The organism is Bradyrhizobium sp. 149 (assembly GCF_023073915.1).
Classification (GTDB): Bacteria; Pseudomonadota; Alphaproteobacteria; order Rhizobiales; family Xanthobacteraceae; genus Bradyrhizobium.
Window position 1 is genome coordinate 1 of sequence record NZ_JADPKK010000024.1, and the last position, 11,784, is coordinate 11,784.

An 11,784-nucleotide genomic window follows, 5' to 3' on the forward strand; every position below is an offset into this window, starting at 1 on the left:
CACCGCCGATTTCCCGACCGATCATCTCGACCCATTTATCGAAAACTTGCTTCAAATTATCTGGCGTGATCGAAATGCGGATAATATCGCCCTTTGTCAGAGCGGCTTTTACAGTACTGATGAATTCATCTTCGTGCGTCGCTATCCTGAACGAGACCATCCTTGTTCCAATGAACGCGGATACTTGGTCGAGCGCCTCCTTCGGGAATTTAGTAGCCGACTTGCCCCATTTTATCGTCTTCTTTTTCAAAAATGGAATAACATCAGCGGTCTTCATCAGAGCCGCCTTCTCAGTATCCATTACTGCCAGGAACGGTGGTAACTCGTCCCCTTTATTCAACCCATCCTGCACATAATGCAGAAGCTGGGTGAACATCTTATAACTTGAGTCCTTGCCGTGATGTTTAGCCTCGAACCACATTTCCTTCGTACGAATATCAATTAGCCCTTTGGTATATTTCTTCAAGCCTAACGCCTGAATGTAAACATCTTTGACGTCTTCCTCGCTGCGGACATCTTGTAGTTTTTTGTACAGAGACATTATGTTCCCGCTGGACCATGCCCGATGCACGGTAGACATCGCCGTTCGCATATGCCGTGGCAAGCGCTGTGGCAGCGTCGTGAATATCCTCACCCATGGGGTTCTCGTAGTCGAGGGCGGCGGAGACAACGCCTACTGGACACGCGTCCTCGTCACGTAGAAGGGGACCCAAAACTCAGTTCGAAACCACGAGGCGTAGGCCCTGGCGCGGGAGATACGCGCGCTCAACGTCGGCTTCGTTCGCAGCCAGAAGGCGCGCCAAGTCAGACAAGCTGTATCCAAGCTCGTTGCAGTGATACTTGATGATATCTCTAAGGCGCCAAGGTTCTTCTACCTGTATTTCGTATGGCTCACCCTCGTTGAAAGATTTATTATACTGAACATTCATGTTTTTGTACTGAGAATCAGTAATTAATTTTAGGTCGTAAGTTCTTTTAATCAAGCTTTTTATAGAGACCTTCCAGTACGCTTTCACTCTACCGAGAGCAGTAATCTTAGGAGATATCAAATATGATTTGATATCCGAGGCAGGCATGAGGAAAGCCGCAGCGAAGCGGTGCGCCTCCTCTTCCATCTTCTGATCGTCGTCAGGCACGGTGTGCATAACGATGTGTCCAAGCTCGTGCGCGAGCGAGAAACGGAAGCGGTCCCCGGCAACATCCTTGTTCATGAAGAAGAGCGGTGGCATGCCCTCCGAACGGAAGCTGATGCCGTCCAGAAGCTTGGTGTGGAAGCTCGTCATGATGACGATGCCGCCCGCCTGCTCAATCGTATCAACCACGCAGGCGACCGGCCCACGCGGCAGCATCCAGTACGCGCGCAGCCGCTCGGCGACCTTCTCTGGCGTGAGGCCGCTCTCGTCCAGGTCGATCTGAGGGATCGGCTTGGCGACTTCCAGGTCGTAGGAGCGCAAGAGCCTCGCCACGTGCTGACGCCGGATGTTGATGACCGCACCGATCCGCGCGAGTGGCTTCGCGCCGAGCTTCGTGCGCTTGCGGTAGTGAAAGGCGGGGAACCCGATCGCGCGCTCGCGCTGATGGAAGAAGGCTGTAGGGAAGCGGAGTGCCTTCGCGAGGTTGCCCAGCACCTCGTCGGAGGGTTGGCCGATCAGGCCGTGTTCGAGCTTCGAGATGAGCGCCTGCGTGACAGACGCCTCTCTCGCCAGATCAGCCTGGGTCATCTCGCGCGCCTCACGCGCGAGTCTCAGCATGTCAGCGTTGAAGACCGCGTCGGTCACTTAGCGTCCTCGTCTCGCACGCGCCGCCTCAAAGTCGGTCCGACCAGTGTCAGGGATCCGCTCCGGCGTGATGTCCACCCACGCAGCCTGGGCTTCCGTAGCGGTGACCTGCGCCGTCCAGATCACGTCCTTGCCGATCTGCCTGACAATCATCACCCGCTCGATCGCGGCCCCGGCGGCATCCATTTGGTAGCCCGCATACAGACGCACGGCCGCCTCGGGCAGATCGAGGAGGGGCATCTCGTCGTCATAATCCTGCTGTTGCAGGGTCTGGTAGTTAGCGTGTTGGCCTAACCCGTTCACCTTCTTGACCCGGATCAGCGCCTGATCCCGGTAGTTGAGCAGGTGAAGCCCCCGGCGATCCAGGAAGTTCACCCCAGGCGTGCCGTCGAAGCGGTCCATCAGCGCTCGTTCGGCGTGGTCGTAGATGCAGCACGCGGCAGCGCGATCACTGTGCTGCGCACGAACCGCATCCGAGTACCCGTCACCGTTGTAGGTGGCGACCGCCTCGTACAAGGCGTCGTGGATGCCGAGCAGCAGGGGCTCGATGATCGCCATCTGGCGCGACTGGTCTTCTTCCACGTCCATAAGGCCCTCTCCATCCGGCAGCACGTCGCGCCCTTGGAAGGATATGGCGGAAAATATAACCGTTTCAATAACCGAGCCGCAACTCCTTGTCGGGCCTTACGCTTTGGACTCCTGGGCGTCCCAGACGAGAGCCCTGGAAGCGCTACAATCCGATCTCGACAGCGAGATTGTCGGCGAACAGGGCCCCCTCACGGACGTACCGGCGCAGGGTGCTGAGCGAGGCGTGACGGGTCTGGTGAGCGATCCGGATCTCGCCAACCCCGGCATGGGCGGCCGAGGTCGCGAACCCCGCCCGCATGGAGTGGCCCGCATAGGCCGCCGCGTCGAGCCCGGCGGCGCCAGCGCGGCGCTGGACGATCAGCGCGACGGCGTTGCCGGACAGCCGCCCGCCGAGGCGGCCGTGACGGTCGACGGCGCGGAACGCCGCCCCCTCGGCGATCCCGGTCGCGGCAAGCCACGCCGTGTAGGCGGCGGCCGGACACGTCGCCTGTCCCGTGCGCCCGACCGCGAGCACCGCGCCGCGACCCTCGGCGTCGGTCTTGCTGCGCCGGATCGTGACCCGCAGGCCCTCGGGCAGGACGGCGATGTCGGCCACGTCGAGGGCGGCCAGCTCGGAGCGCCGCAACGCGGCGGCGGTGCCGACCAGGAGCAGGGCGCGGTCGCGCCGGTCGGCGAGGCCGTCGCCGAGCCCGGCGAGCACCTGCTTCAGGCGCGGCACGGTCAGGGCCTCGGCGCGGCGCTGGGCGGAGCCGCGCTCGCGCCGGAGGCCCGCCAGCACGTCGGCCACGGCCGGGTGGCGCACGTCGAGGCCGAGCCCGGCCCGGCGGTGCCGGGCGGCGAGGCTGCTCACCCGCCGGGCGAGGGTCGCGAGCGACAGCCGGTCGGCGCAGTCGGCGAGGTAGAGCCCGACCACGGCCGGGGCGGCGGGCAGCGGTTCGAGGCCGCGGGCGGCGCACCACCCCGCGAATTCCCGCCAGTCGGCCTCGTAGGCGCGGAGCGTGTTAGCGGCGCGCGCCTGCCGAGCGAGTCCGGCGGCGCGGGCGGCGACCGCTTCCAAGTCGAGCGCGGGGCCGATTGCGGTCTCTGCGACAGGGGTAGGAAGGGTGGTCACGGGGAACCCACGTCGTTGGAGGTTTCGGTCGCCAGCAGGTTCTGGATGAGCGTTCGGTGCGTGTGGTTGATTGAGAGGGTCCAGTCGATCTCGCACAGGAGGCGCTCGGCGCAGGTCCGCGCCTTCGTGCCGGGGTCGAGGCCGTGGAGGAGGTGAACTTGCCGTTCGCGCCGCCGCTCAGTCTCGGCGATCTCCCGATCTGCGTCCGCGAGCGCGTCATCGAGGAGCGATGAGGCCGGGACGGGCGCGACGGTCATCCCTGACCCCTCAGGTCCTGGAGCTGGAGTCGGGCCTCAAGGACAAGGCGTAGTTTCGCGTCGGCGAGATCGAGCAGATCCTGGGCGCTCGCCGGGAGGTCGGGGCGTTCCAGGGCCTCCTTCAGCACCCGCTGTTCCTGACGCAGGCCGTCCAGGGTGCGCATGTCCTCCGACATCAGCCGGTCCTGCTCGGCGGTGTCGGCCCCATCCCGGATTAGGGCGAGGAGCCCAGCAGTCCGCGCGGCCGAGCGCATCTCGATCGCGGCGATCTCCCGGCGCACGTCCCGGAGCATCTGCTCCAACAGCGCCACCATGACCGACTCCGTCTTGACCTCCGATAAGCGTCATTATCACAGCCCAGAAGACGCCACCCCGCGGCTGCCCACACCCTAGGCAGCTCCTTCACGAAACTGTGAATTGCCGCCAATTCGGGCTTTGGCGAGCCGCCAAATTCCATTAGGTTACTTTTAAGAATGTATTCACATGTGGCCAGTGAAGTCCATCGACTTCACTGGGGTGGCGAATGCCCCTCCACATGTGACGGGTCTCTCCCGTCTTTATGATGTCGTTCTTGCTCCTTGTAGCAGTATTTCTCAGCTTTTTCAAGATACTGTCTGCCGGTCCGGCCCACTTATCCAATGGTCTCCGCTCTGTACTTTCGGCAAAGAGCGATATTCATAGACGGCCTCGCAACTGGAAATGCCGGGGCCTCACATGTCCAACTCCAATCAGAACGAAGACCGCAAAGATCAGAATGCCTCCGCTGCGCCGGAAGCTTCAAACCCGCTGCGCCCTCATGATTGTCGATATCTCGTACAGGTCAGGAGAGCCGGTCACCTTTCATGGGAGTGCCGCAAGGAGAATGCCCTTCTTCTGAGTACCGCGACGTACGTTGCGGGCGTCCCCGTTCCGGAAGACGTGCGGATCGAACTCTGGGAATGCGAGATCGAGGATTTCGAGATCGATACCTGGGACCGCGTGCGGCTCCTCAAGCGTGACAACAAGGAAATCACGCCCGAGGACGAACGCGCGTTTGAGCGGATCCGGGTGCGCGTTGACCGGTGTCTGACCTGTCGGTGCAAGGTCCCACCGAACGTCGATGACGGGCCGAATTTCGACCGTACCATCGGCGATCTCATCATCGACGCGCGCGCCAAGAAAGACGCGGAGGCCAAGCCCGCTCCCGTCGTTCCTCAGCCGGCTCCGGCTCCGGTGCCGCCGAACCTCACCCCGAAGGCCGAACAGAAGCGCAAGCCCAAGTCCCGCAAGCCGGTTCGGAACGATGGGTGGGGCAGGGACTAGCGCGCCGGCCCGTGGATCGGCCGCTCAGCGGCCGATCCCACGTCCACGATCTCGCCGCATCACGGCGCGGACCCTCAGTAACTCCTGTTCGATACGATGGCGCTCAATCTCCTCTCGACGCAGGTCGCGCTCACGTGCCGAGGCCTGCTCACCATCTCCCAAAGCCAAGCGCCGCTCAGCTTGTTCGTGCCTCAACGCGCGCTGTCGTTCCTGTGCCTTGATGCGCTCATCGGGAGTCAGGCGCTCCCCTTCGCCGCGTGCCAAGCGACCCACCGACACCGCGAGGTTGGTATCCCGCAGCGAGGCCATGGCACCTTCGCTCAAGCTTTGACGCAGGCGGTCGCCGAGTTGCAACCGAAACTGCGCGGCCTTTCGGAGCAGCGTGCGCAGGGTCGCGGTCAGCGTTTGTCGGCGGGCACGCTCAATCCGGAGCGCGTCTACGGCCTCGCCTTGGTCGGTCTGAATGCCAGCGCGGGTTCGGAGGTGGTGTCCCCGCCCGAGCTTCGGCTCCGGCTTCCGATCAAGCACGAAAACCGCTGCGTCGGCTTCGTCCGCCTTCTCCGTGTCACCGCTGGCGCGCGCATCGGCAGCCTCAGCCTTGGCGTCCTCGCATTGTGCCGCGAGCGAGAGGTGGCTGACCCGCGTCGGCGCTCCGGCACGCTCGAGCGCTTCGTTCAGATGCGAAGCCCACGCTTCACGGAGATGCAACAGGGTGTCTCGAGCGTCGAGAGCTTTTTCCTTGCCTTCGAACCCATCGGGACCGACGCGACGAGTCGAGATCAGCACGTGAGCGTGCGGATTGCCGCCGTCCGGATCGTCTTTTCCCGTCCGTCCGTCGTGGTGCGCGATGTCCGCGACAAGACCGAGCGCGACAATCTCCCGCTCGACGAACGCGCGGACCAGCCGGACGCGATCCTCGACGCTCAGCTCGCGCGGCAACGAGAGTACGGCCTCTTTCGCGAGCCTACTGTCGACCCGGCGTTCGCTCGCCTCCACCATCTGCCAGAGCTTCTGGCGATCCGTGCGAGCCCATGCCGGTGCGCTTGGGGGAGCGAGGAGTTCGCGCGACGAGACGCCCTTGCGCCGCCTGTAGTCGAAGACTTGGCCGCGGCGGGCGCAGACCATCCGGGTGCCGGAGCGATAGGCGGCTGCGGCGACGGCCGAACGCCCGCCGGAGCGGCCGATCACCTTCAGCTCGAAGCGGTACAGCGCCATCCCGTCACCGCGCCCTGTGCGCACATACGTGGTCCAGCGGCCCGACGCTGGCTCGGTTTCAGGGTGAGGAACCCTGACGTCCGGCGCCTAAGCGCCGGACTGGGGGGAAGCCGTCCGGCGGGGCGCAGCCCCTGAGGACCGCGGGTGTCGGACGCAGTCCGAGACGTAACCGCGCCCTTCGGGACTCAACCCTAGCTTTGCCCGCCCCTCGAATGCAACTCTCAAAAAGCGAGCTTCGAACATGGACACGACCGAGACCAAGCCGAAGCGCATCAAGCGCACCCCGGAACAGAGGCTGACGGCGCTTGCCGCTGAGACCGCACGTGTGGAGGCAGAAATCCAAGCCAGGGATGAACGGGAGGCGAAGGTCGTCGGCGCTGTTGTGATCCGATGGGCCTACGACAGCCCTGCCAATGCCAAGCAGCTGGTCTCGATCATCGACAACGACGGTCTTCCGGATGTGGACCTCCGAAGGGTCACCGACCTTCTCGGCCGCCTGCACATCTTCTCCATGAGACAGGATCCTGTTCCGCCCACCGAGACGGAGCACTCGTAGGACCCTGCCGACAATGGACGGCGCGAACTCAACCGACCCCGTCATTGAGTTGCTCGACACGCTCAAGGCAGTCCGCCGCGACGTGGACCGACTCGGGCAGGACATGCAGGGGACGCTCAAGGCCGCACAGGCGGCCGAGATGGCGGCTGCAAAACCTCGTACCCTCACCCTCGACGTGTCGGCCCTCGGGCCGGCCTTCGGAACGCTGTCCGACCGCGTCGCGTCGTTGGACACGACGGTCTCCGCGCTCGGGGCCGACCGACTGCGCAGCGAGGTCGTGGCCGCGCTGCACGACGCGCGCGGTGAGATCGACGCAGCGACGCACGGGGTTCGACAGGCAACGGCTCGGCTGACACTTCGCCTCACCGCAGTTCTGAGCCTCGTCGTGCTGGGCGCCACCGGCGCACAGTTTGCCGGCGTCGCCGCGTCTACCTTCTGGGGTCAGGCGGAACGCGCCCGCCTCGCCGCCGAAGTCGAGCGCCTGCGCGTCGCATTGCCGACGCTCCAGGCGCGGGCCGAGGACTGGCAACGCCGCGCAGGCCGCGTGGTGCTGACGAACTGCCAGTCCGATGACAGGCGCACGCGCCTGTGCGTCCGCATCGACCTGAGCGCGCCGCGGTTCGGCCCGCGTGGCGAGTACGCCGTGCTCGACGGCTACTGAGTGCGCAGCGGGCCGTTCGGAATGACGATCGGGTGCATGAGCCTACCGCATGGATGGCACTCGCCGTGACGGACCCGGTCCGGAATCGGAAGGTGGCCTTGCCCTCGCCCGACCCTGCCTCCCGGCAGCTCTTTGCGACGTTTCCGCTGGCCGCTGACCGCTCCAAGATTGCGCTTTCTGAGATCCTCTGTCCGTGGGCTCGAGTTTTTTGAAGGCACCCCCCCCGGTTCGGCCGCCCTTCGCGATCCAAGCCCGCCAAGCGGCATCCACGATGGTGATGCGGTTGGGATCATTGCGCCGGCCGAGAAGGCGGCGCTCCTCGACGTGGAGAAGCCCGGAACGGGCAGCCGTCCGGATCGCGTTGCGTGCCGTCGAGGCCGACACCCCGGCTCGCGCCGCGATGGCCGACACGCACAGTTCACATGCGCCGCGCGCCCGCACCTCGTCGGCGATGATCCGTAACGCGGCGAGTTCGCCAGTCGTGTGCCGGGCCGCGAGCGCCGGGGGCATTGGACCAGAGGCAGCCAAGGTCCGCCGTCGCTCTAGTGACCGAGCGCGATCCGGCGAGCGCTGATGGCGTTTCGGGGGGAAGATGGACGGTCGGCCCGGCGGGGCGTCGCTCCGCGGCCGGGAGCTAGCAGGCCTTCGCGGCGGCACGGGCGCGGCCGGGATGACCGTCCGCCCCTCGATCAGCGCCGACAGCGCCTCGGCCTCGGCCTCACTCACCTGGCCCGCCCCGAAGGCGCGCCACAGCAGCGCCGCCACCTCGGGCAGCGCGCCCCGGGGCGCAACCTCGACGGCGCGCCTAAGTTCTTCAGCGAACATGTCCCAGCCCTTGCGGGCCACGGCACAGCAGCGAGCATCGCCTTAGCGGGCGACACCCTTCCACAGAACGAGCAAGACCGTTGACGGGATTGGCGTCCCGTCTTGACCCCTAAGGGTGCTCGTGAGACTGTCGGGAGGTGTTTGATCCCCCGCCGGTCTCTATGAGATCGGTCCACGGCCTCTCAGGTTGGCGCCTGAGGGGCCGTTGCTTTTTCTACGTTGCCGTCGTGGCGGTTATCTCCTCGAACCGGCACGAGTCCGGCATTCGCCCACCATCCCCGTACCGACACAGGCAGTCAACACGGCTACGGTAAGCCCTCCCTCGACGGGGGTCTCGAAAGGGCGGTCAGATACCCTTTCGAAAGAGTTATGGACACACCCTCTCGTCCGTCTCATTCCGAGTGACCGAGGGGCTGTCATGAGCGAGGTGTCGAAGGGGGTTTCGTCCCGCATCATGACGTATGCGGAGATCGAGGAAGCATTCTCTCTGAAACCGGCTTCAGCTCGGCAGCTCGTGCGCCGACAGGGCTGGCGTAGGCTCCCCGGTAACGACGGTAGGACCCGGATAGAGATCCCTATCGAAGAGTTTGAGCGGGCTCTCAAGAGAGGTGTCGAAACCCCTCTCGATGAAAGCGAAATCGATGCTGAGCCTCCTGTCGAAGGCCCTCTCGAAAGGACCTTCGTTGCCTTCCTAACCGCCCATATCGAACGGCTCGAGCGGGCTCTCACAGAGGCGCAGCAAGCTCTGTCGCAGGCGGTAGCTGACAGGAGCGCCGAGACTGAGAAATCCGATCACTTAGTCGGGGAGGTCGCCGCTCTCGCTCGGCAACTCGCCCAGGTCGTTGAGGAGGCCGGGGGTCGCGAGCGCGAGCTGCAAGCGCGATTAGCATTGGCCGATGCCGCAGCGGCTCAATCACGGGTAGAGTTGAGTGCTTTGGAGAAGAGAGCCGAAGCGGAGACCGCCCAGGCCCGCGCCGAGCTGGAAGCCTGGAAAGCACGCCCATGGTGGCGTCGGCTCGCCGGCTGAACCGCAGTTGTGCACCAGTCCGGATCTGGGAGGCTGTAAGTTCGTAGATCGTCGTGGGTACGGGTGTCCGTCATGAACGAGAGATCGCGTCGCCCACCACAGGAGCCAGGGCGGCCGGGATCCTACTGCAAGCGGCGTGCGGTCTCTGGTACCGGCAGATCGCGGCGGGCGGCCTCGGGGGCTTCCTGGCGGTCCGTGACCCAGATTATCGCAGCGCGCTCGGCCGCGGTCACAACCCGCCCTGGGCCTGCTGCACGGGCTTCCGAGATCAGGGCCTCCAGGGCCGATCTCAGCTCATCTGTGAAGGCGTCGTCGTTCACCCGGTTTGGACCTTTGGTATTTCGTCTACGCCAACTCGGGGTCATCGCAGAGGATGTTCGAAAACGTACGCTAAGCGCCCATACCTATGCAGATTGACAGCGCGGAGACGAACGTTCTCTCTCCGCCTCGTGTCCCGAGATCTCGCCTGCTTGCTTACCAGCATGAGCCGCTGCTGCACGCTAAGTTTTTAGGAAGCCAAGATCATAAATCATCGGTGCTAGCTTCGATGTCAGCGTCTCGTAGGTTGAGTCAAAGACAGCAAATTCGGTTTCGATTTTGTCTTTCTGTTCCTCGCGTCGACCAAGAGCGGATCGGATCTGATACCATCCAACATCGGGGCGATTGAGTTTGAGGCTTTGACGAACGCTATATACATCGGTGATGGAGAAATACGTTTGCCAAAGGATTTTACCTGCTCGTAAGACTGCGGAAGCCTCAACCGAAAACTTCTTTTTATGTAGGTATTGAACCATAAAATCTGATTCAAATCGGTCAGGTGCATTAACTTCAGCCTCGGTGAACGGAATAAAGTGATTGACCAGACTCCATTGGCGACCATTCCACTCCAATCCGTTCGCGCCAGCCGTCAGATTTTGTGTGCTGAACAACATCCAGACTAAGCAGTCCATCTTAAATTCTTCAGTAAGAGGCTCATCAGGCTGTAAGAACTGATCCCGATCATTGAGCCACGACGGCTTAACTAGACGCCGTACCGCAAACACAACTGCCGATTTCCAGAGATTTTCCTTGGTGACGAAAAAACCGCCTGCGCTACAGTACCCTGATGATAGCAAGGCGGTAAGATTTGCGTGTTGAACATCACCACCGGGCGCAATCATTCCGCCGATCGCTCCGTCTGCCCATTTAGTGCCACGCACATCTTTAATACTAGTCGTTGGCACGAGCGCGCCTTTCAAGGGCAGGGCGTCATCCTTATTAGACCTTGCCCGCTTAATCCAATTGCTCAGAAATCGCTCACTTGGTAGATTATAGAATTGCTTTTCGCCAATTGCTTCGCCTTTTTTATTAAGAACCTCCGCAACTATGTTTGTAATTGGTGTCTTCTTTTTTGCGGAATTATCGGTTTCCCAAATAAGGAAGCCAATAGGGAAATTCCCATTTAGACCATCGAATGCTTTGCTAGGCACCAAGAAACCGCCGAGATAAGATGCATTCCAAAACGACCTGAATGGCTCAAAATTTGGAGCATTTACATATTTCAAGGTACTGAACATAGCCAAGGTAGCGTTTGGTATCTCTTTGGCGATCCGCACTAGAAATTGCACGAATAGTTCGCGCGAAGCGTATCCAAAATCACTGATCGTTTTAGCAATCTGCGTCTTTGAAACGCTTTTTTTGCTCTCTGAATTTTTCCCACGAGAACTTGTGATGTTATCTATGTTTGCAGCTTCTGCATATGGCGGATTGATAAGTATCAGGATCTTTCGACCTTCGGCGATTGCCTGCCGCAGAGCGGGCGGCACTTTGTTGGTGAGGCTATAGTCAATTCTGCCATCAGCCGTAATGTCATCATTGAGATAATCATATTGAAACCGAGTGGCGGAAACGCAGGTTCTAGTAGCTTTCATAACATCGACGTCAGCTTGATCTAATGTACTCATAAAAACGTTTCGCGGGTTGGAATGCTTGGTTTCCAAGTTCCCAACGCCGCAGCACATGTCCCAAACTATGTAGTTCTTCTGCCAGTTCTTCCCAAGAACGTCGGCTAACTTATCGTAGGCTTTATCAACCACGTGGAGTGGAGTATAGAAAGCGCCCTTGAAGCTACGCTCGTCTAGCGGGATTAGGGAGTCGCGACGCTCTAATAAGTAATTGCGATACTCCTCATCTGGTGGGCGGTGATAAATTGACCAGAACTGACGGTAACCCTCACGATTACCTAGTTTATAAAGTTTACCGTCGAGGGAAAATACGGGCGCTTCTCCTTGATGGAGAAGTTCGGCCGGCAAGTTTTCATGAGTCGCCTTGGTTCCGTCATGCATGATGTCGGCGAAAAAGAGAAGGGCATATTTATCTACCGGAGCACCGCCGATTTCCCGACCGATCATCTCGACCCATTTATCGAAAACTTGCTTCAAATTATCTGGCGTGATCGAAATGCGGATAATATCGCCCTTTGTCA

The 11,784-nt window shown here is 61.5% G+C and carries 11 protein-coding genes and 1 pseudogene; 4 read left to right on the top strand and 8 right to left on the bottom strand.

The features are described from left to right. From IVA88_RS32275 to IVA88_RS32300, 6 genes and pseudogenes are all read right to left on the bottom strand, one after another. Window positions 1-541: pseudogene (locus IVA88_RS32275) on the bottom strand (hypothetical protein); the annotation flags it as partial. A 175-nt stretch (window positions 542-716) separates the two neighbouring features. Then, window positions 717-1,778 (bottom strand): XRE family transcriptional regulator, encoded by a 1,062-nt coding sequence (locus tag IVA88_RS32280; RefSeq protein ID WP_247299911.1) that lies wholly within the window; start codon window positions 1,776-1,778, stop codon window positions 717-719. Further along, a complete protein-coding gene (locus IVA88_RS32285; RefSeq protein WP_247299914.1) occupies window positions 1,779-2,366 on the bottom strand; it encodes a hypothetical protein in 588 nt (195 codons plus the stop codon). 142 nt (window positions 2,367-2,508) lie between these two features. Next, window positions 2,509-3,477 (bottom strand): tyrosine-type recombinase/integrase, encoded by a 969-nt coding sequence (locus IVA88_RS32290; protein ID WP_247330373.1) that lies wholly within the window; start codon window positions 3,475-3,477, stop codon window positions 2,509-2,511. Further along, the gene (locus IVA88_RS32295) at window positions 3,474-3,734 is read right to left on the bottom strand and encodes a hypothetical protein (RefSeq protein WP_247299890.1); all 261 of its coding nucleotides are present in this window, start codon (window positions 3,732-3,734) and stop codon (window positions 3,474-3,476) included. Before IVA88_RS32295 ends, IVA88_RS32290 begins: the two co-directional genes overlap by 4 nt. Continuing rightward, window positions 3,731-4,048, bottom strand: coding sequence for a hypothetical protein (locus IVA88_RS32300; RefSeq protein WP_247299892.1), 318 nt, complete (start codon window positions 4,046-4,048; stop codon window positions 3,731-3,733). The genes IVA88_RS32295 and IVA88_RS32300 overlap by 4 nt, the downstream gene beginning before the upstream one ends. Before the next feature lie 604 nt (window positions 4,049-4,652). On the opposite strand from IVA88_RS32300, the gene IVA88_RS32305 reads away from it, so the two are divergent. Then, window positions 4,653-5,036, top strand: coding sequence for a hypothetical protein (locus IVA88_RS32305; RefSeq protein WP_247330370.1), 384 nt, complete (start codon window positions 4,653-4,655; stop codon window positions 5,034-5,036). 24 nt (window positions 5,037-5,060) lie between these two features. Here the strand turns inward: IVA88_RS32305 and mobQ are convergent, their stop codons facing one another. Further along, entirely contained in the window at window positions 5,061-6,251 is a 1,191-nt protein-coding gene (gene mobQ, locus IVA88_RS32310) for a MobQ family relaxase (protein WP_247299895.1), read from the bottom strand. Between the two features lie 241 nt (window positions 6,252-6,492). Between mobQ and IVA88_RS32315 the strand changes: the two genes are divergently transcribed. The 3 genes from IVA88_RS32315 to IVA88_RS32325 all read left to right on the top strand — a co-directional run bounded on the left by IVA88_RS32315 (window position 6,493) and on the right by IVA88_RS32325 (window position 9,320). After that, window positions 6,493-6,807 (top strand): hypothetical protein, encoded by a 315-nt coding sequence (locus IVA88_RS32315; protein WP_247299899.1) that lies wholly within the window; start codon window positions 6,493-6,495, stop codon window positions 6,805-6,807. Between the two features lie 13 nt (window positions 6,808-6,820). Beyond that, a complete protein-coding gene (locus IVA88_RS32320; protein WP_247299902.1) occupies window positions 6,821-7,468 on the top strand; it encodes a hypothetical protein in 648 nt (215 codons plus the stop codon). Between the two features lie 1,243 nt (window positions 7,469-8,711). After that, window positions 8,712-9,320, top strand: a complete 609-nt coding sequence (locus tag IVA88_RS32325; RefSeq protein WP_247299906.1) for a hypothetical protein — start codon at window positions 8,712-8,714, stop codon at window positions 9,318-9,320. A gap of 500 nt (window positions 9,321-9,820) precedes the next feature. Here the strand turns inward: IVA88_RS32325 and IVA88_RS32330 are convergent. Next, a partial coding sequence (locus IVA88_RS32330) for a hypothetical protein (protein ID WP_247501247.1) occupies window positions 9,821-11,784 on the bottom strand: 1,964 nt, incomplete at its 5' end.

Coding starts and splice junctions, on each gene's coding strand:
- IVA88_RS32285 (WP_247299914.1), bottom strand. CDS start 2,366: ATGGACGTGGAAGAAGACCAGTCGCGCCAGATGGCGATCATCGAGCCC.
- IVA88_RS32295 (WP_247299890.1), bottom strand. CDS start 3,734: ATGACCGTCGCGCCCGTCCCGGCCTCATCGCTCCTCGATGACGCGCTC.
- IVA88_RS32300 (WP_247299892.1), bottom strand. CDS start 4,048: ATGGTGGCGCTGTTGGAGCAGATGCTCCGGGACGTGCGCCGGGAGATC.
- mobQ (WP_247299895.1), bottom strand. CDS start 6,251: ATGGCGCTGTACCGCTTCGAGCTGAAGGTGATCGGCCGCTCCGGCGGG.
- IVA88_RS32315 (WP_247299899.1), top strand. CDS start 6,493: ATGGACACGACCGAGACCAAGCCGAAGCGCATCAAGCGCACCCCGGAA.
- IVA88_RS32320 (WP_247299902.1), top strand. CDS start 6,821: ATGGACGGCGCGAACTCAACCGACCCCGTCATTGAGTTGCTCGACACG.
- IVA88_RS32325 (WP_247299906.1), top strand. CDS start 8,712: ATGAGCGAGGTGTCGAAGGGGGTTTCGTCCCGCATCATGACGTATGCG.